This window comes from Streptomyces oceani, from assembly GCF_001751245.1.
Taxonomy (GTDB): Bacteria; Actinomycetota; Actinomycetes; order Streptomycetales; family Streptomycetaceae; genus Streptomyces; species Streptomyces oceani.
Map to the genome: position 1 here is coordinate 1 of NZ_LJGU01000090.1, position 18,955 is coordinate 18,955.

Genomic DNA, 18,955 nt, shown 5'->3' on the forward strand with positions numbered 1-18,955 from the left:
ACGGCCGGCGCCGACCGTGCCGGGGGCGCGGGGGCGGTAGCGTCGGGGCATGAGCAAACCGCCGTACCTCGCCCTGCCGCGCGGCGCCCGAGCACGCCGGTTGACCACCGGCCGCGGCGAGTTCGCCGTGCACGACACGGGCGCCGACGCTCCCGCCGAGCACGGCACCGTCCTGCTGGTGCCCGGTTTCACCGGCAGCAAGGAAGACTTCATCGCCCTGCTGGGGCCGCTGTCCGCGGCTGGTTTCCGGGCGGTCGCGGTGGACGGGCGCGGACAGCACGAGTCCGGCGGTCCGACCGACGAGGCGGCGTACGCACAGGCCGAACTGGCCGAGGACATCCTGGCGCAGGCCGCCGCCCTCGGCGACGGCATCCATCTGGTGGGACACTCGCTCGGCGGCCACCTCGCGCGCGCGGCCCTGCTGCGGGACGCCTCCCGCTTCGGCTCGCTCACCCTCGTCAGCTCCGGCCCGGCGGCCGTGGCGGCGACCCAGCAGGCACGACTGAAGCTGCTGCTGGGCGCGTTGACCGTGATGAACATGGAAGAGGTCTGGCAGGCCATGCGGGAGCTGGACCCGGCGGAGGCACCGGACGACGGCACGGCACCGGCCGTCCGGTCCTTCCTGCACCGGCGTTGGCTCGCCACCGTGCCGCAGCAGTTGACCGCGACCGCGGGGCAGTTGCTCACCGAGCCCGACCGGGTGGCGGAGTTGGCCGAGGTGCCGCTTCCGGTGCATGTGGTGTCCGGGGAGCGGGACTACGTGTGGCCGGTGCCGCTGATCGACGACATGGCCCGCCGGCTCGGAGCGCGGCGTACGGTCGTCGCGGGCGCCGAGCACTCGCCGAACGCGGACGCCCCGGACGAGACGGCCCGCGCGCTGATCCGGTCGCTCAGCTCGTGATCGGTTTCGCCCCGGTCGCCCGGGCCACCAACCGGGCGTAGACCTCCGGGTCGGTGGTGTGCTCGCCGAGCGCACAGGTCTTGCGCGTTCCGTGATAGTCGCTGGAGCCGGTGGCCAACAGCCCGAGATCCGCGGCCATGCCGTGCAGCCTCTCCCGGGTGGCTGGGTCGTGGTCCATGTGATCCGCCTCCAGGCCGTCCAGCCCCGCCTCGGCCAGCTCCGCGATGGCCGACTCCGGCAGACACTCACCGCGCTTCACCGCCAGCGGGTGAGCGAACACGGCCACTCCCCCGGCCGACTTGATCAGCCGGACCGCGTCGAAGGGGTTCAGCTCGTGCTTGTCGACGTACGCGCGGCCGTCGTTGGCGATCCACTCCTCGGTGAAGGCGTCCGAGACCGTCTCGACGACGCCCTGTTCCACCATCGCCTGCGCGATGTGCGGCCTGCCGACCGCTCCGCTGCCCGCGATCTCGGCCACCCGCTCCCAGCGCAGCGGCACCCCGAGCGCGCGCAGCTTCTCCACCATGCCCTGGGCGCGCGGCAGTCGGTCGTCCCGCACCAGCTCGCGTTCCCTGGCCAGTTCCGGCTCGTCCGGGTCGAAGAGGTACGCCAGCATGTGCAGGCTCGTGCCGTCCAGGCGGCAGGACAGCTCGGCCCCGGTGATCAGCGTGAGCCCTGGGGGCAGCGCGCGGGTGGCCTCCTGGTATCCGGCCACGGTGTCGTGGTCGGTGAGGGCGACGACGTCCAGGCCGGCGGACACGGCGTTACGGACGAGTTCGCCCGGAGCGTCGGTGCCGTCCGAGGCGGCGGAGTGGGTGTGCAGGTCGATGCGCACGAGGCGGAACTCCAGCTGGGGAACGGCGGTTCGGGCCTCCCCACTCTACCGGGGGTGATCCGTGCCACGGACTCGGGCGTGCCCGGCGGCGCCGCGACGACGGGCAGCCGGACGGACGGCGGCCTTGCGGTCACGCGCGCCGTCCACGAGTGTCGGCACGGGTCCGAGCGCCCGGTGAGGGACCGGGCGCGTGAACGGGGAGGCGTGCGATGACCACCGAATCGACGACACAGCGGGTGAACGAGGCCGCTCGTCCCGGCCTGCGAGCGCTCGACGTGCTCGTGGGACGTTGGCGGATCTCCGGGGAGGCGCGGGGCGAGACGACCTTCGCCTGGCTGCCGGGCGGCTTCTTCCTGGAGCGGCGGGCGACGATCAGTCAGGGCGACACGACGCACCACTCGCGGGAGATCATCGGCTGCGAGAAGGCGGGAACCGCGAGTGCCGCCGAGGACGTCACCTCGCGGGCGTACACCGACACCGGCGACACCCTGGACTACACCTACGAACTCACCGGCGACACCCTCACCATCTGGATCGGTCCCAGGGGCTCCCCCGCGGTCGCGCGGGCTGTCCTGAGCGAGGACCGGAACACGCTCGCGGGCGCGTGGGAATGGCCGGGCGGCGGGTACGAGTTCGCGCTGACCCGGATCGTGGAGTAGTCGCCGAGGCACCGGGGCGGGAGCGGGGTAGTGGAGCGTGGGGTGCGGAGTGCGGAGTGCGGAGTGCGGAGTGCGGAGTGCGGAGTGCGGAGTGCGGCAGCCTAGTCGAGCAGCCGTGGCGAGAGTGCCCCGAGGGGGAGCAGGTCGATCTCGGCGCCGACGTCGCGCAGGTCGGTGAGGACCAGTTCGTCGTACAACAAGATCCCGGACTGTTCCGGCCAGACGATCGCCCACAGCCACATCCCACTGGCCTCGCCGGCGAAGACGGCCCGGTCGGCGGGCACCTCCCGCATGTTCCACAGCGGCGTCGGATGGCCCGCGGCCAGCACTTTGGCATGCGGTCGCCGGTCCGTACGCAGGTACGGCCCCGGGTCCGGGCCCGCCGTACCTGCGTAACGGGCACCCAGACCGACACCCGGCTCCTCCGCGATCAGCAGCAACTCCCCCGGGCCGCCCAGCGGGCTGGGGCCGGAGCAGGCGACCACCGTGCCGCGCCCGCCGCTGCGCTCGTCGCCTGCGCTCACCACGCCGGAGAACAGCCAGCCGACCGGCAGTGGCCAGGGCATCCACACCGGGACCCGGGCCCGGCCCACGACGACGGCGACCCCCTCGACGCTCGGCGGGATGACGGGTTGCAGTGGGTGCACCGGACCGTGCGCGTCACACTGCCAGGCATCCGAGAACAGACCGGGCGCCCGGACCCGGCCACCGCATCTCGGGCAACTGGGTTCGCCCTTCATGTCGTCCAACGCTCCTACCCGGCCGTGCCCGCGTCAAGGACGGTCAGGCAAGCGGGGGAGAACGGTCACAACCGGGCGGTTCCTGTTCACGACGCGACCGTAAGGGACCGATTCGGTGGCCCGCCTCAGCCCGTCGGCGGTTCCGTCAGCGGTACGGCGCTCCGCAGCGGGTCACGCAGGTCCGTACCGTGCCGCAGCCACCGATCCCGCAGCGCGCCGGCACCGTGCACCCGCTTCCACGCCGCCTCGTTCGACGTCATCGGCAGCAGCGGCAGGAACCGTACGGGCTCGCGCGGCGGCTCCAGCTCCAGATCCTCGACCAGTCCCCCGGGCTCGCCGACCAGCACCGAGGTGAACGGCGCGCCCGGCCAGAGCGGTTCGCCCAGCTCCAGCGTCGCCCCGGGCGTCACCACCACACCCTCCACCTGCGGCGAGGCGGCGAGTACCGCCAGTGGCCGCAGCACCTTGTCCGTCCCGGCGAGCCCGGCGCGCACGGTCAGCAGCAACTCCGCGCGCGGCCCGCGCTCCGGGTCGGCGAGGGCGGCGGTCGGGTCGGCCATCGGCGCCGCGGACATGCCCAACGTGGCGTACCGCACGAGTTGGCCGCCACCGGCTGACCGCTCCGCGGTCGTACGGGCCTCCGCGGTCGTACGGGCCTCGGCGGTCGTACGGGCCTCCGCGGTCGTACGGGCCTCGGCGGTCGGCGTGTCCGTACCGGGCTCGACCGGTTCGCCGCCGAGGAAGCGCAGCACCTCGATGCGCTCCGTGCCCAGGAACGTGATCGACGCGCGCGCCTCGGGCTCGCCGAAGGCCGCGCACAGTGCCGCTTCGGTGCGGCCCAGAACCTCACTCACGGAGCCGAGCATAGGCCCGCCGCGACGAACTACGGGAAGCGGCCCGCGACGGCCGGTACGGGCGCGGGCACGGCCTGTCGAGTGCTACGGTGACAGCTGGTCGTGGCATGTGCAGATCGTCCCCACGGGGACCGGCCGGAGGAGGTGGCATACACATGGACCCGAGTCGACCGTGTAGTAGCAGCCGCTCTTCCGCGCAGCTCTGGCACGCCTGACTCGCCCCGCACCCACGCGTGGTGCGCCCGGGCCGGGCGGGACCCCCGCCGGAGCGCGTCCGTCGGAAGAGCCGCTGGCCCCGTACAGGACGCCCCGCTCGATATCCCACTGTCAGCGCACGCCGTCCGCTCGAGCCCGCGCGGTGCCCGCTTTGCTGACCTCCGGTGGCCCCGGCTGACCGTAGGTCCCCATTCCGGGCAGCGTTGCGTACCGTGGCCGACGGCGTGGCACCCACGGCACCGCACAAGGAGCCCAGCATGTCGATGATCCGAGACCTGCGCGCCGCAGTCCGGCCCGCCCTCCGGCGCAACGCCCACCGCTCCTACGCGCAGGACCGCACTCCCGCCGGGGACGCCCCGAGCGCCGTCGTCGACTGCGCCGTCTACCAGGACGGCCGCCGCGTCAGCCAACGGCTGGGCCCGACCGAGGCGTTGCGCGCCGTCCGCGCCTGCCCGGACGACGGCTTCGTGTGGATCGGCCTGCACGAGCCCACCGAGCGGGAGTTCTCCGGCATCGCCCAGGAGTACGGGCTGCACCCGCTCGCCGTGGAGGACGCGGTGCACGCGCACCAACGGCCCAAGCTGGACCGCTACGACGACAGCATCTTCACCGTCTTCAAGACCATCCACTACGTCGAGCACGCCCAACTCACCGCCACCAGCGAGGTCGTGGAGACCGGCGAGGTGATGTGCTTCACCGGCCGGGACTACGTCATCACCGTCCGGCACGGCGGTCAGGGCTCCCTGCGGGCACTGCGGCACCGGCTCGAGGAGAACGCGGAGCTGCTGTCCAAGGGACCGTCAGCGGTGCTGCACGCGATCGCCGACCAGACCGTCGACGGTTACCTCGCGGTGGCGGACGCCGTGCAGGACGACATCGACGAGGTGGAGATCGAGGTCTTCTCGAACACCGCGAGCGGCAACCGGCGGCGCGGCGACGCCGGGCGGATCTACCAACTCAAGCGTGAGGTGCTGGAGTTCAAGCGTGCGGTCTCACCGCTGTTGCGCCCCATGCAGCAGTTGGGCGAACGACCCATGCGCCTGGTCGACCCGGACATCCAGGACTACTTCCGGGACGTCGCGGACCACCTGGCCCGGGTCAACGAGCAGGTGCTCGGCTTCGACGACCTGCTCAACTCCATCCTGCAGGCCAACCTGGCGCAGGCGACGGTGGCCCAGAACGAGGACATGCGGAAGATCACGTCGTGGGCCGCGATCTTCGCCGTACCTACGATGATCACGGGCATCTACGGCATGAACTTCGACTACATGCCGGAGACGGAGTGGCAGTTCGGCTATCCCGCGGTCCTCGCCCTCACCGTGGCCATCTGCGTCGCGATCCACCGCGGCTTCCGCCACAACGGTTGGCTGTAGCCGGGAGGGTGGGCCAACCCGGCGAACCCACGGACCCGCCGGGCCTGGCGACGTACCCTTCCCCCATGACTGCGTCGCCCGAGCCCAGCCCGACCGACCGGGCCCTCATCGAGGAGGCCGCCAGGAAGTCCGCGCTGCTGTGGGTCCGCGGGCCGCAGGGGCCGTCCCGCCCGCTGTGGCACGTGTGGCACGAGGGTGCCGTGTGCCTCGTGGGGGAAGGCCCGTTGGAGCAACCGCTGGAAGACCTCGGTCTGGCCGACGGCGGATCGGCGACCGTGACGGCGCGGAGCAAGGACAAGGGCGGGCGGCTCGTCGCCTGGCCGGTGCGGGTCGTACGCCTGTCGCCCGGCGGCCCGGACTGGGAGGCGGCTGTCGGCGAGTTGAAGGGCAAGCGACTGAACGCCCCGGACGCGGACAACGTCACCGACCGCTGGGCGCGGGAGTGCCGGGTGCTGCGGCTGGAGACGGCGGGCCCGCCCGTACAGCGGCCCGGCGCCATGCCGGAGGGTTCCCAAGCGGCGGCGCCGCTGCCCACCCCGGCCACCACCCGCCGCCCGGCACCACCGGGCCTGCCGCGGCTGCTCTTCCGCCGGCGGCGGCGCGACACGGGCACCGGTGGCCGTACGGGGCGCGCGTAGCGCCGCGGAACCACGGTGCAACGGTCTCGTACCAGAATCCACGGGTGGCCTGGCGGCCCCGTGCACGGCCCCTTACGGTGGGTGGCTGTCGGCGATCACGAGGGGGAACGATGTCCTATCCGCAGGGCCCGCGGCCGCCGTACCCGCCGCCCTATCCGTACGTCCGGCCCCATCCGTCCAACACCCTGAGCATCCTCGGGATCGTCCTCGGCGGCGTCGCCTTCCTCTTCCTCCCACCGCTTTTCGGCATCGCCGGCCTGATCTGCGGGGTGGTCGCCCACTCCAGGCGGGAGCGGCTCGCCGGCACGGCCGTCGGGATCTCCGTCGGCGGCCTGGTGCTCGGCATGGCCCTGGGCTTCATGGTCCTCCCGAGCGTGTACGGCGTCTGACCGGCCGTCGGTCATACCCTGCGGGAGCACGGCGCGGGCGGCGCCGGTCTCGGCGTGCCCGCTAGCGGCACCTCGGCCGCCGGGGTCTACTCGCTCGCGGAGATCTTCTTCCCGTAGTCCACGATCTGATCCTTCTTCGGCGCCCGCAGCGAGAAGCCGCTGTCCCAGTCGGCGAGGGTCACCGTGCCCGCCGAACCGCCGCGTTGGAGGCGCAGCGGATACGGGGTGCCGGTCAGGGCGACGTCGATCGTGCCGCCCTTGCCGCCGTTCGCGTTCACCTGGATGGTGCGCCGGCCGCTGACCTCGCTCTCGTCCCCGGTCTCCCGTTCGCCGTTCAGCACCAACAACCCGCCCAGCATGACGCTCAGGTTCGTGAAGCCGCTCAACTGCTCGTACGCCGGGTCCTTCCGCGGCACCTTGACGTACTTCCCCTCGAGCTTGCGCGCCACCGTGACATCACTCTCGGACGGCTTCTCGTCCTTGCCACTGTTCTCCTGCCGGGCCCAGAACTCCGAGTCGGCCTTCAGGTACAGGTCCTTCTCGACCCGCACCAGTTGGAAGTTGTCGCCGCCCTTCGCCGAGACCTCGCCGATGCCGCCGCTCTCCTTGAGCCGCATCTCCAGCCGATAGGTCTGCCCCTGGCTGATGACCGTGCCGGACAGCCGTACGGAGCCGGCGCGCTCGGCGGCCTTGCGAGCCTTCTTCTCGATCTTCTCGGCCGGGAGGTCGGCGATGCCGTTGGTGTCCCCGGCCGGCTCGTCCTCGCCGCAGCCGGTCAGGGCCAGTGTGAGTGCCAGGCAGATCAGTGCCGCGGGCGCGGCGCCACGTCGCCCGCGGACGTATCCGTTCACGTCGGCTTCCTCCTGCGGTCGTCGGCGGCCTGGGACCCGGGCCTGGGATCGGGGCCGGACCGCACCTTACCGCTGCCTGGGCGACACTCCGTCAGGCAGTCGTCCGGACCATGCCACAGCGCCATCGCGGAGCGGCACAGACTACCCTGAGGCGGACAAAGCCCCGCTCGTCAGCGAGCCCGCCCGGGTACGCGCACCCGGTCCGTAACTGACAGCGCGCCGGTGCGAAGCGGCGCCGCGCCGCCATCAAGGCGACGTCACCCGTGCGACGCCACCGAGAGGAGGAGTGACGCATGGCCACCGGCTCCCGGGTCTTCGTCTCGCACCTGTCCGGGGTCGCCGTCTTCGATCCGAACGGCGACCAGGTCGGCCGGGTGCGCGACGTGGTGACCGTGCTGCGTCCCGGCGGCCGCCCGCCACGGGTGCTGGGGCTGGTCGTGGAGGTGGTCAGCCGGCGCCGGATCTTCTTCCCCATGACCCGGGTGACGGGCGTCGAGTCCGGCCAGGTGATCACCACCGGAGTGCTCAACATCCGCCGGTTCGAGCAGCGGCCCGCCGAGACGCTGGTGTTGGGCGAGCTGCTGGACCGCCGCGTCGCCCTGGTGGACACGGACGAGGAGGTCACCGTGCTGGATGTGGGGCTGGTGCAGTTGCCGTCCCGCCGGGACTGGCAGATCGACAAGGTGTTCGTACGCAAGGGTGGCGGTGGCGCCCTGCGGCGTCGTGGCGAGACGCTGACCGTGGAGTGGTCGGCCGTGACGGGCTTCGCGCTGGAGGAGTCACACCAGGGAGCGGCCAACCTGCTCGCGACCTTCGAGCAGCTACGCCCCGCTGACCTGGCGAACGTCCTGCACCACCTGTCCTCGAAACGGCGCACGGAGGTCGCCGCGGCACTCCAGGACGACCGGCTGGCGGACGTCCTGGAGGAGTTGCCGGAGGACGACCAGGTGGAGATCCTGGGCAAGCTCCAGGAGGAACGGGCCGCGGACGTCCTGGAGGCGATGGACCCGGACGACGCCGCCGACCTGCTGTCCGAGCTGCCGGAGGACGACAAGGAGCGGCTGCTGCATCTGATGGAGCCGCAGGACGCGGCACCGGTGCGGCGGCTGCTGACGTACGAGGAGAACACCGCCGGCGGCATGATGACCACCGAACCGATCGTGCTGGAACCGGGTGCCTCGGTCGCGGACGCGCTGGCCCGGGTGCGGCACGCCGACCAGCCCGCGCCGCTGGCGGCGCAGGTCTTCGTCTGCCGTCCGCCGGACGAGACACCGACGGGTACCTACCTCGGGGTGGTGCACTTCCAGCGACTGCTGCGCGATCCGCCGTTCGCGCTGGTGGGGTCGATGGTGGACTCCGACCTCCAGCCGATCCCGCCGGACACCACGCTGCACGTGCTGACGAGCTACCTGGCGACGTACAACATCGTGGCGGCTCCGGTGGTGGACGAGGGCGGGCACCTGCTAGGAGCGGTCACCGTGGACGACGTGCTGGACCACCTGTTGCCGACGGGTTGGCGGGACTCGGCCAGCGGCTCGTACGTCCGCGGCGGGGCGAGCGGTCCGTACGACTGGGACGTGCCCGCGGGTGCTGACACAGCCGCCGTCGAGCCGGAGCGGGACGGACCACGGGAAACGGAGCCGGGCGATGGCTGAGCGGGAGGAGCGGCAGGCGCGGGGCAGCCGTCCGCGACTGGACGTGCCGCAGGCACCGCGGCGGAGCCTGCTGCCGGAGTACGACCCGGACGCCTTCGGCCGGCTGTCCGAGCGGATCGCCCGGTTCCTGGGGACGGGGCGGTTCATCGTCTGGATGACGGTCATCGTGACGGTGTGGATCGGGTGGAACGTCCTCCTGCCGTCCCCGTTTCGCTTCGACGAGTACCCGTTCATCTTCCTGACCCTGGCGCTGTCCCTCCAGGCGTCGTACGCCGCCCCGCTGATCCTCCTCGCGCAGAACCGCCAGGCCGACCGGGACCGGGTCAACCTCGAACAGGACCGCCGGCAGAACGAACGTGTCATCGCCGACACCGAGTACCTGAGCCGGGAGATCGCCGCGCTCCGGATGGGCCTGGGCGAGGTCGCGACCCGGGACTGGATGCGTTCCGAACTCCAGGACCTGCTCAGGGAACTGCACGAGCGGGAGGCCGAGCGCGGTCAGCGGGGCACGGACGAGGCGGGTGGCGAGCCGGCGGGCAGCGGCGGACGCGACCGTGGCGCCGGCCGCGAGGCGGGCCAACGACGGGGACGGTAAGCGGCGGCGAGCAACCACGGGTGGGGCAGTGGCCTACCGCTGCCTTCGGCGTCGTGACGAGGGCGCCGTACCATTTCGGCATGGCTACCGAGACGCCCGCAGAGACCGTCCCGACCGATGACGCGGTACGCGCCGCACTCGCGACGGTGAACGACCCGGAGATCCACCGACCCATCACCGACCTGGGCATGGTCAAGTCCGTCGATATCGCCGACGACGGCGCCGTGGCGGTCGGTATCTACCTGACGGTGTCCGGCTGTCCGCTGCGAGAGACGATCACCAGCAACGTCACGACGGCGGTCGAGCAGGTCGCCGGGGTGACCGGGGTGACCGTGGAGCTCGACGTGATGAGCGACGAGCAGCGCCGTGAGCTGCGCGACTCGCTGCGCGGCGGCAAGGCTGAGCGGGAGGTGCCGTTCGCACAGCCCGGTTCGCTGACCCGGGTGTACTGCGTGGCGTCCGGCAAGGGCGGGGTCGGCAAGTCCTCGGTGACGGTGAACATCGCGGCGGCCATGGCGGCCGACGGTCTGAAGGTCGGCGTGGTGGACGCCGACATCTACGGGCACTCCGTGCCTCGGATGCTGGGCACGGACGCCCGGCCCACCCAGGTCGAGGACATGATCATGCCGCCCTCGGCGAACGGGGTGAAGGTGATCTCCATCGGCATGTTCACGCCGGGGAACGCGCCGGTGGTGTGGCGTGGACCGATGCTGCACCGCGCGCTGAACCAGTTCCTGGCGGACGTCTACTGGGGCGATCTGGACGTCCTCCTGCTGGACCTGCCGCCGGGCACCGGTGACATCGCGATCTCCGTGGCCCAACTGGTGCCGAACGCCGAGATTCTCGTGGTGACCACTCCGCAGCAGGCCGCCGCCGAGGTGGCCGAGCGTGCTGGTGCCATCGCGGTGCAGACCCACCAGAAGATCGTCGGGGTCATCGAGAACATGTCCGGGCTGCCGTGCCCACACTGCGACGAGATGGTCGACGTCTTCGGCACCGGCGGCGGGCAGAACGTCGCCGAGGGCCTGACCAGGACCACCGGCACACAGGTGCCCGTCCTCGGGTCCATCCCGATCGACGTACGCCTGCGGGAGGGCGGCGACGAGGGCAAGCCGGTCGTGCTGAGCGACCCGGACTCCACGGCGGGCTCGGCGATCCGCGCCATGGCGGGCAAGCTGGGTGGTCGGGAGCGCGGTCTGTCGGGGATGTCGCTGGGGCTCACGCCGAGCAACAAGTTCTGATCCGGGGAGCGGTTCGGGCAGGTCATCGGTGCGGATACGGGTGGGGTGCGGTGTCGTCAGCCGGTCGGCCGGCCGGTCACCGGCGAGGCGTCCCGCCCGTTGCCCGTCCAGGGGGATCCGCGCAACAGGGCCGGGCGCCCGGTGCACGTACGGCCAACCTGCTCGACCGGCGGCAGGCCGTACGTACGCCCCCCTGATTAGTCGTCGTACTCGGTGATGTCCTTGATCACCGAGAAGCCCAGCCCGTACGCGCTCAGCCCGTGCCCGTACGCGCCGAGCAGCACGCCCTCCTGGGCCGGGCCGGCGAGGACCCAGCCGTAGTCGGACTCCCGGTAGTGGAAGTCCGTCGGCACGCCGTCGACGGGCAGCGACAGCGTGGACCACACGGCGGCCTCCAGGTCGTCCGCGAGTTCCCAGGCGAGGGCCGTCTGCTGGTCCAGCCAGTCCTCGCGCAGATTCCGCTCCATCTCGTTGGGCCAGCTGCGGGACAGCAGTCCGGAACCGGCCAGCCAGGCGGCGGTCGAGACCGAGGACGCGTCCAGTACGCCCGTACCGTCCGCACTGCTGCGCACCGGTCGGCTGGCGACCGTCACGACGACCGCGAACCGCTGGTCCCGGGCCCCCGGCTCGCCCAGTAGCGACGGCTGGTCCCCGTGTCCGGTCGCCCCGTGCTCGACGGTGCCGTCGGCGGTCGCGCCGACCTGCATCAGCCAGCGCGGTCCCGTGAAGGCCTCATCCAGGCCGTACCACGGGAAAGCGGCTCTCAAATAGCCGTCCACGGCCTTCCGTGCGGACGACAACTGTTGTGCGGCGGGCGATGCTCCGCCGGCCGGTACGCCGTCGGACGCCCCGTGCGGCCCCACCGGACTCGTCGTCTCCATCTGCGCGACGCCTCCTCGTTCCCCGTTGCCATGGGCGCTTCTCCGTAGCGGAGTCACGACCCCGGTCACAGGGGAGGATAGCTACCCGCGTCGGCTGTGTCGGGCATGACCGGTGATACGAGTCCGTCTGGCACCGCTGAATGTACGATTTTGACTTGATTCCAGCGTCTTTTCAGGTGGCGTCGGAGTCAAAGGGCGGCGGTTCGACGCGACCCGATCGTGCGGCCTCGGCCTTGGTCGGACTCGGCTGCCGGCCGTCGCCCTTCACCAGGCTCGTACGCTCCGTCGCGCCGCCGGTGTCCTCCCGGGCAGCCATGCCGGCTGAGTCGTCCGCGCCGGAGTCCGCCCGCTCCGTCCCGTTCACCGCGTCGGTGATCTCGGCCAGGTCCTTGCGGAGATCGAAGCTGTTCTGGATCTCCTTGACGCCCAGGTCGTCGTTCTCCATGAGGTGCTTGCGGGCGAAGTTCTTGGGATTCAGGTCCTCGAACTCGAAGTCCTTGAACTCCGGCCCCAGCTCGGAGCGGATGTCCTGCTTGGCGTCATCGGAGAACCGCCGAACCTTGCGAACGAAGCCGGCGACGTCCTGGATCAGTTTCGGCAGCTTATCCGGTCCGAACACCATGACGGCCAGGATCACCAGCGCGACCAGCTCAAAGGGGCCTATGTCGAACACCGTGCAGCTCCCTCGGTAGGTCCACGCCCGTACGCCTGATCACGGTACCCCAGCAGTGCGCAGGTCGGCGGTGTCTGGTACGTAGAAAGCGGGACGGAAGCAGCGGCCGGAACCCTCTCGACCGGGTCGCCGCCGTCCCGTCACCACCGGTCCCGTCGTTCGCTTGCTCGGCACGGCCATTCGCGGGTGCGGTGGCCCGCTCACCCGCTCGGTCCCCCGCCCGATCACCCGCCACCCGCCGAGCCGAGCTTCACCCGCACCGTCCGCTCCTCGCCGTCCCGCTCCAGGGTGACCGGCAGCTCGTCCCCCGGCCGATGACTCCGCACCTCGACGATCAGCTCCTCACCACTGCGCACCCGCTCCCCGGCCACTTCGGTGATCAGGTCCTCGGCCTGGATACCGGCGTCGTCCGCGGGGCCGTCTGGGGTGATCGGCTCCGTACCGCTGTCCTCCGACACCACGCGCGCCCCGTCGCCCCGGGCGGACATGTCGAGGGTGACACCCATCACGGGGTGGGTGGCCTTCCCGTCGTTGATGAGTTCCTCGGCGACCCGCTTGGCCTGGTTGACCGGGATGGCGAAGCCCAGTCCGATGCTCCCTCCCTGGCCCTGCCCGGGAAGCGGGGAACCACTGTCGCCGGCCTTGATCGCGCTGTTGATCCCGATGACCCGCCCCTTCGCGTCGACCAGCGGACCGCCGGAGTTCCCGGGGTTGATCGAAGCGTCGGTCTGCAGTGCGTTGACGAAACTCTGGTCGCTGCCGCCGTCACCGCCGGCCGCGATGGGCCGTTCCTTGGCGCTGATGATGCCCGTGGTGACCGTGCCCTCCAGGCCGAAGGGCGCGCCGACCGCGATCACCGGGTCGCCGACGCGTACGGAATCGGAGTTGCCCAGCGGCAGCGGACTCAGCCCGGAGACGCCCCGCACCTTGAGGACGGCCAGGTCGTAGCCACTGTCTCGGCCGATCACCTCGGCCTCGGCGGTGTCCCCGCTGTTGAACGCCACACCGACCTCGCCACCCCTCCCGGCGGCCTCGACCACATGGTTGTTGGTAAGGATGTGGCCCTGGTCGTCGAGGACGAATCCGGTGCCGTTCCCCTGTCCGTCGTCGCCTCGCACATGAATCGTGACGACACCGGGCAGCACCGCTTCCGCGATCCCCGCCACGCTGTCCGCGGATCGTTCGTTGTCCTGGTCGGCCGGGGTCTGCGGCAGTTCGACGTCGTCGAAGCCGCCGTGCCGTTCCGCGTACGTGCCGACGGCGCCGCCGAGTCCGCCGGCAACCAAGGCGAGCAGGACGGCGGCCACGATCAGCCGTCCGGTGCGACGCCGTCGAGGCGGCGGGCCGGCGGGCCCGACGGGACCCGGTGTCCCGGGGGCCGCCCACGGGTCGTATCGCGACCAGCCGGTCTGCGGACCGGAAACCCGAGCGGCATGCCCGTGGGCGCCCCACCGCTGCTGCGCGGGGTGTGCGGGGCTGCCGGGTGGCGGGCCGCTCGGCGGTGTGCCGGCCGGCCCAAGCGCCGAGGAGTCCGCCGGAGGGCCCGCGGAAGCTGTCGGCGCCTGCGGCGGCTGGGGTCCGGCAGCGGCCTCCGGCGGGACGGGAACGCCGGACGGGGGCGTGCGCGGTAGCTGTACGGGCGGTGCCGGAGCCCAGGGGCCCGGGCCGCCGTAGGGCGGAGTGCCGTAGGGGTCCGGCGGGTGCAGGGGCTGCGCGGCTGAACCGCCGGTCGAGCCGCCCTCCACCGGCTGTTCCTCGGCGGCTGGTCGCTGTTCGACCGTGTCCGGCTCCCCGGCCGGACTGGCCGCGTTCTGAGGAGATTGCTGGGACGGGTCTGGCTGGGACGACTGCTCTGCGGACTCGGGCGCGGGCTGCTGCCCGGTCTCGGGCGCGTGTCGGCGGGCCGACTCCGCCGCCTCTCCAGCCGCGGGTTCGGGGTTTGGTTCCGGGGACGGCGAGGCGTCCGAGGCTCGTACGCCGCCGGTCTGCCCCGCATCGTCGGTCACGCCCCCGGCAGGCCGCTCACCACCAGCCCTGCGTGGACGGCTCCACCACTTCGGCTTGGGCCGGGTGGTCTTCCCCTCGTCCATCTTCTCCCCATCGTTCTCCGCGCCTCGCAGCGGGACGCAACCCAGATCCGTACGGAACTGTCCCAAAGAAGCGCCGGAACCAGCAGGGAACACGACGCGCTCAGCGCTACGGAAATCAGGGTGCGCCCGGCACCGCTGACGTGGGGGAGGGTACCGCTGCTGTCGGGCTCTGTCCCGGCACCGCGCCCGCATCCCGCTGGCTCTTCGAGGACAGCGGCTTGGCGAGCACCGGAGGGCGTATCAACTCAGGGGTGAAGGCCGTCGCTCGACGCGCGAGAGGGTGCGCCGGGCCAGTCGCCGTCAGGTTCGTCGCCAGCTCCGAACGTGCCGCTGGGCCCATCGCCGTACGCGGCGTGGCGGGTGCCGCGACTGGCGCCGACCGCTGCCTGGTGGTGTTGGAGGTACCCGTGCTGCCTGTCGCGGCCCGGCGACGAACCTCCCGGTCCGGGCTCGTGCTGGCACCACGCTCGGCGCCCGCAGCCGTGCCCTTGCCCCGCTCCCCGGAAGCCACCGGCGAGCCACCGGAGGCAACGGAGTTCAGCGGACCGCTCAGGGCCAGCGCGGCGACCGAGAAGGCGCCCGCCGCCACGAAGGCGAACCGCCGGCTGCGGGAGGTGCTGCCACGCTCCGAGCCATGCGGCACGGCATGGATCGGGAAGCCGTGCTCCGGCCGCAACGCGCTCGTGCCCCGCGCCGTGGGCAGATAGTCGAAGGTCAGCGGGGAGTTCCTGCCCCCCGCGTCCGCGGCGGGCAGGGAACCGGAGGGCGGACCGTCGGCCTTCGACCGGTCCTCGGACCGCGGTTCGCCGCTGACCGGCAGCCCCTGCAGGCGGGCCAGCAGCCCGTCCGAGGGGGGCGGCGGCGCGGTGTCGGCGAAGACGTTCTTCAGCTGACGCTGCGCGTCGGCCTCCGTCTTGCACCCGTGACACGTCGCCAGGTGGGACAGCACTCGGTCCCGAGCGTCATCGCCCAGTTCGCCGTCCACCAGGGCGGCCAGTCGGTCACCGAGGTGCTGTTCAACGGCCGTGAGACCGCTGTCAGTGCCACTCACCCGGCCTCGACCTCCTCGGCACAGCCAACAGGGACCGCGGCGCTCAGCGCCCGCTGCTGCTCCGCACGAGCGGCCGGCGAACGGTGCCGCAGGGCCTTGCGCAGATGCGAACGACCACGGTGGATACGACTGCGTACCGTGCCCAGCTTGACGCCCAGCGTGGCTGCGATCTCCTCGTACGACAGCCCCTCGATGTCGCAGAGCACGACGGCGGCCCGGAACTCCGGGGCGAGCGTGTCGAGGGCCTGCTGCACGTCGGCGTCGAAATGGGTGTCGTTGAAGTGCTGCTGCGGGGTCGGCTCACGGCTGGGCAGCCGCTCTGCGGCGTCGTCGGCGAGCGCGTCGAAACGGATGCGCTGCTTGCGCCGCACCGTGTCCAGGAAGAGGTTCGTGGTGATGCGGTGCAGCCAGCCCTCGAAGGTCCCCGGAGTGTACGTGGACAGCGAACGGAACACCCGGACGAAGACCTCCTGGGTGAGGTCCTCGGCGTCGTGCTGGTTGCCAGTGAGGCGGTACGCGAGGCGATAGACCCGGGTACTGTGATTGCTGACGATCTCCTCCCAGGTGGGAGGCGTCCACGCCTGCACATCCGCGTCGGTGTCGAAGGTCGCGGTCGCGGCGGAGTCGGCCGTGCGGACATGGTCAGCATTCTTGGTCACAGATTTCGGCTCGCCCGCCGCTCTGCGAAAGCGCTTCAGCACTCCCCGACCGCCGGCGGCAGCCGCACCTCCCCTGTCGGCTCTGGTGGTGTCCAGTGGAGTCCCTACCATAGCCACCTCGCCCGTTAGCTCCGGATAAACAGCATTGGCCCTTATCGCACGGGCCGCTCAGCAGCCCGTGCTCACTTCAACGCCCAGTCCCACCGCAGGGTTCCCGTACCAACGGATACAGTCACGGTTGCGTCGACCACGGGGACAGGAGAGGCCCATTACCGGCAACCGGCAGAACAGCTGGGCGTTCGCCGACGAGTACTGCGCCGAACTCGTCGAGAGCGCCGCGGGTGACGCCCTGCGCTGGGCCCGTGACCGGGCCCGGGACGCGGGGCTCAATCCCGTCTCCGCCGGCTCCGGAGCGGCGCTTCAGCTGCTGGCGGCGACCGCCGGGTCCAAGGCGGTGGCGGAGATCGGCACCGGAACCGGCGTCTCCGGCATCCACCTGCTGCGCGGCATGCGCCCGGACGGTGTACTGACCACGGTCGACCTCGAGCCGGAACGCCAACAGTTCGCCCGGCAGGCGTTCCACGCCGCCGGCTTCACGGGCAATCGGGCGCGCCTCATCCCCGGGCGTGCGCTGGACGTGCTACCGCGACTCGCGGACGGTGGATACGACCTGGTGTTCTGCGACGCTGACCGTGGCGAGTATCCGGAGTACCTGGAGGAATCGTTGCGCCTGCTGCGTGCCGGCGGCCTGGTCTGCTTCGAGGGCGTCTTCGCCGAGCACCGTACGGTCGACTCCGGCGTCCAGCAGACCGACGTGCTCAGGCTGCGGGAGCTGCTGCGCACCGTGCGGGAGAGCACCGATCTGATGCCGTCGCTGCTGCCGACCGGGGACGGTCTGCTGTGCGCGGTGCGCCTGGAACAGTCCACCGCGCGGCACTGACGGTCCCGGCGCTCGCCACGAACGGGCGCGCCGGAGCGTACGCGCCCGGTCCGGGCGCCGTCGGCGCACACGCGAAGCGGCGGCAAGGCATCTGCCTGCCGGCGGCGGCCTCAGTGCCCCTGCCGCCTGAGCGGACCGGGGCGGGGACAGCGGCGCCCCGGGGCGGCGCTGTACGACGCTCCGGGGCGGCCTCCGCTCTGGGACACCGGTCGAGTTGATGTCCACGCGCCGGATCAGCTGTGGATCTTCTCCAGCTCTTCACCGAGCGCCAGGGCTTCGTCCGGGGTCAGCTCCACGACGAGTCGCCCGCCCCCTTCGAGGGGAACGCGCATAATGATGCCCCGCCCCTCCTTCGTCACCTCGAGCGGGCCGTCGCCCGTCCGCGGCTTCATGGCCGCCATGCTCGTTCCCCTTCCTGAAACCAGCTCATCGTCAGCCGACGGCCTCGGATAGGCACGTGTCACCGGCCTCGAACACATTGCTTCCCCTGCATTATCCCGCATGCCCTGACCCGATGACCAACAACGGCCCGCATTCCGCGTCATCCCCCACGCCAAACCGCCCCATACCGTCCGATCACTCCGTGATGTCACGCACAGCGGTGCGCGTGACTCCGCACACCCGCGCACCCGTTGAGCCGGAATCGACGCAGGGGCCCCGCACCCGGGCCGGCCCCCACTGCCCGGTCCGGCCTCCCGGATCGGCGACTCTCCCGCCCAGTGGACGTCGTCTATCGGGGGCCGGTGATCTGGGCCATGCTGGGTCGCATGGCCGACACCGTGTTGTACGACGTGACCGAGGGGCTCGCGACGATCACCCTCAACCGCCCGGACGCGATGAACGCGCTCGACGACGAGACCAAGGGGGCGCTGCGGGACGCGCTGCGGGAGGCGACCGACTCCGAGTCCGTACGGGCCGTGCTGCTCACCGGGAACGGCCGCGCCTTCTGTGTCGGGCAGGACCTCAAGGAACACATGGGCGCGCTACGGGAGTCCGGCGGGGCGACCGCGCTCGGCACCGTCGAGGAGCACTACAACCCGATCACCCGGGCGATCGCGGAGATGCCGAAGCCCGTGGTCGCCGGGGTGAACGGGGCCGCGGCAGGCGCCGGCGCGGGGTTCGCGTTCGCGGCCGACTACCGACTGCTGGCGGACAGCGCGGCGTTCAACACGGCGTTCGCGGGCGTGGCGCTGAGCACCGACTCCGGTATGTCCTGGTCACTTCCGCGGCTGGTCGGTCCGGGTCGCGCCATGGACCTGTTGCTCTTCCCCCGGAACATCAAGGCTCCCGAGGCGCTCGAGCTGGGCCTGGCGAACCGGGTGGTGCCCGCCGCCGAACTGGCCGCCGAGGCCCTGTCGGTGGCGCGTCAGCTCGCCGCGGGCCCGACGGTGGCATACGCGGCGATCAAGGAGTCGGTCGCCTACGGCGCCAGCCACGACCTGGTGCAGACCCTGGCCAAGGAGGCGGAGTTGCAGCGGCGGGCGGGCAGCTCGAAGGACCACACGATCGCGGTGGAGGCGTTCGTACACAAGGAGAAGCCGCGCTACGTCGGGCAATGACACACGATCCATGCCGGCGGTCGCCCAGCGGTGGTCATCCGGCGGCGGAGGGCGGGCCGGTGAGCCCGTAGACCGTGAGTCGGCGGCTGACGATGCCGGGCCGGCCCAACGCGCCCGTGCCGGCCGGCCGGTGGTCCCGGAGCGAAGCCCGCCGG

General features: G+C 71.8%; 20 protein-coding genes. 10 read left to right on the forward strand and 10 right to left on the reverse strand.

Translation table 11 applies throughout. The features are described 5' to 3' along the window. Positions 1-49 precede the first annotated feature (49 nt). A complete protein-coding gene (locus tag AN216_RS00870; protein WP_070194623.1) occupies positions 50-901 on the forward strand; it encodes an alpha/beta fold hydrolase in 852 nt (283 codons plus the stop codon). On the opposite strand, the gene AN216_RS00875 is transcribed toward AN216_RS00870, so the two are convergent. Continuing rightward, on the reverse strand, positions 891-1,736 hold the full coding sequence (locus AN216_RS00875) for a PHP domain-containing protein (RefSeq protein WP_070194624.1): 846 nt from the start codon (positions 1,734-1,736) through the stop codon (positions 891-893). The two genes, AN216_RS00870 and AN216_RS00875, sit on opposite strands and share 11 nt — an antisense overlap. Positions 1,737-1,945: 209 nt before the next feature. On the opposite strand from AN216_RS00875, the gene AN216_RS00880 reads away from it, so the two are divergent. Beyond that, positions 1,946-2,395, forward strand: a complete 450-nt coding sequence (locus AN216_RS00880; RefSeq protein ID WP_070194625.1) for a hypothetical protein — start codon at positions 1,946-1,948, stop codon at positions 2,393-2,395. Between the two features lie 101 nt (positions 2,396-2,496). On the opposite strand, the gene AN216_RS00885 is transcribed toward AN216_RS00880, so the two are convergent. After that, on the reverse strand, positions 2,497-3,135 hold the full coding sequence (locus AN216_RS00885) for a DUF6758 family protein (RefSeq protein WP_070194626.1): 639 nt from the start codon (positions 3,133-3,135) through the stop codon (positions 2,497-2,499). 125 nt (positions 3,136-3,260) lie between these two features. Then, entirely contained in the window at positions 3,261-3,989 is a 729-nt protein-coding gene (locus AN216_RS00890) for a suppressor of fused domain protein (RefSeq protein ID WP_070194636.1), read from the reverse strand. A 473-nt stretch (positions 3,990-4,462) separates the two neighbouring features. Here AN216_RS00890 and AN216_RS00895 point away from each other — a divergent pair, with 473 nt between their 5' ends. From AN216_RS00895 to AN216_RS00905, 3 genes are all read left to right on the forward strand, one after another. Next, positions 4,463-5,578 carry a magnesium and cobalt transport protein CorA gene (locus AN216_RS00895; RefSeq protein ID WP_070194627.1) on the forward strand — a complete coding sequence of 372 codons (1,116 nt, stop codon included), beginning with the start codon at positions 4,463-4,465 and terminating at the stop codon, positions 5,576-5,578. A gap of 65 nt (positions 5,579-5,643) precedes the next feature. Then, positions 5,644-6,216 (forward strand): hypothetical protein, encoded by a 573-nt coding sequence (locus AN216_RS00900; RefSeq protein WP_070194628.1) that lies wholly within the window; start codon positions 5,644-5,646, stop codon positions 6,214-6,216. 110 nt (positions 6,217-6,326) lie between these two features. After that, positions 6,327-6,605, forward strand: coding sequence for a hypothetical protein (locus AN216_RS00905; RefSeq protein WP_244502259.1), 279 nt, complete (start codon positions 6,327-6,329; stop codon positions 6,603-6,605). An 86-nt stretch (positions 6,606-6,691) separates the two neighbouring features. Here AN216_RS00905 and AN216_RS00910 read toward each other — a convergent pair whose 3' ends face one another. After that, positions 6,692-7,456, reverse strand: a complete 765-nt coding sequence (locus AN216_RS00910) for a hypothetical protein (RefSeq protein WP_244502260.1) — start codon at positions 7,454-7,456, stop codon at positions 6,692-6,694. A gap of 293 nt (positions 7,457-7,749) precedes the next feature. Here AN216_RS00910 and AN216_RS00915 point away from each other — a divergent pair, with 293 nt between their 5' ends. The 3 genes from AN216_RS00915 (at position 7,750) to AN216_RS00925 (ending at position 10,947) form a co-directional block, all read left to right on the forward strand. Beyond that, entirely contained in the window at positions 7,750-9,111 is a 1,362-nt protein-coding gene (locus tag AN216_RS00915) for a magnesium transporter MgtE N-terminal domain-containing protein (RefSeq protein WP_079166108.1), read from the forward strand. Next, positions 9,104-9,706: a DUF1003 domain-containing protein gene (locus AN216_RS00920; RefSeq protein WP_070194629.1), complete on the forward strand. Its 603-nt coding sequence runs from the start codon at positions 9,104-9,106 to the stop codon at positions 9,704-9,706. The genes AN216_RS00915 and AN216_RS00920 overlap by 8 nt, the downstream gene beginning before the upstream one ends. Positions 9,707-9,786: 80 nt before the next feature. Next, on the forward strand, positions 9,787-10,947 hold the full coding sequence (locus AN216_RS00925; RefSeq protein ID WP_070194630.1) for an Mrp/NBP35 family ATP-binding protein: 1,161 nt from the start codon (positions 9,787-9,789) through the stop codon (positions 10,945-10,947). A 197-nt stretch (positions 10,948-11,144) separates the two neighbouring features. Here the strand turns inward: AN216_RS00925 and AN216_RS00930 are convergent, their stop codons facing one another. From AN216_RS00930 to sigE, 5 genes are all read right to left on the reverse strand, one after another. Next, positions 11,145-11,828 carry a hypothetical protein gene (locus AN216_RS00930; protein ID WP_070194631.1) on the reverse strand — a complete coding sequence of 228 codons (684 nt, stop codon included), beginning with the start codon at positions 11,826-11,828 and terminating at the stop codon, positions 11,145-11,147. 172 nt (positions 11,829-12,000) lie between these two features. Beyond that, a complete protein-coding gene (locus tag AN216_RS00935; RefSeq protein WP_070194639.1) occupies positions 12,001-12,450 on the reverse strand; it encodes a sec-independent translocase in 450 nt (149 codons plus the stop codon). A 275-nt stretch (positions 12,451-12,725) separates the two neighbouring features. After that, entirely contained in the window at positions 12,726-13,808 is a 1,083-nt protein-coding gene (locus AN216_RS30775) for a S1C family serine protease (protein WP_338059222.1), read from the reverse strand. Positions 13,809-14,706: 898 nt separating this feature from the next. Then, positions 14,707-15,642 carry a zf-HC2 domain-containing protein gene (locus tag AN216_RS00945; protein ID WP_070194632.1) on the reverse strand — a complete coding sequence of 312 codons (936 nt, stop codon included), beginning with the start codon at positions 15,640-15,642 and terminating at the stop codon, positions 14,707-14,709. After that, positions 15,639-16,412 carry an RNA polymerase sigma factor SigE gene (gene sigE / locus AN216_RS00950; protein WP_170842986.1) on the reverse strand — a complete coding sequence of 258 codons (774 nt, stop codon included), beginning with the start codon at positions 16,410-16,412 and terminating at the stop codon, positions 15,639-15,641. The genes AN216_RS00945 and sigE overlap by 4 nt, the downstream gene beginning before the upstream one ends. A gap of 127 nt (positions 16,413-16,539) precedes the next feature. Between sigE and AN216_RS00955 the strand changes: the two genes are divergently transcribed. After that, positions 16,540-17,241 (forward strand): O-methyltransferase, encoded by a 702-nt coding sequence (locus tag AN216_RS00955; RefSeq protein ID WP_070194634.1) that lies wholly within the window; start codon positions 16,540-16,542, stop codon positions 17,239-17,241. Positions 17,242-17,474: 233 nt separating this feature from the next. Here the strand turns inward: AN216_RS00955 and AN216_RS00960 are convergent, their stop codons facing one another. Further along, the gene (locus tag AN216_RS00960) at positions 17,475-17,642 is read right to left on the reverse strand and encodes a DUF3117 domain-containing protein (protein ID WP_070194635.1); all 168 of its coding nucleotides are present in this window, start codon (positions 17,640-17,642) and stop codon (positions 17,475-17,477) included. 366 nt (positions 17,643-18,008) lie between these two features. Here AN216_RS00960 and AN216_RS00965 point away from each other — a divergent pair, with 366 nt between their 5' ends. After that, positions 18,009-18,800: an enoyl-CoA hydratase-related protein gene (locus tag AN216_RS00965; protein WP_070194641.1), complete on the forward strand. Its 792-nt coding sequence runs from the start codon at positions 18,009-18,011 to the stop codon at positions 18,798-18,800. Positions 18,801-18,955 lie beyond the last annotated feature (155 nt).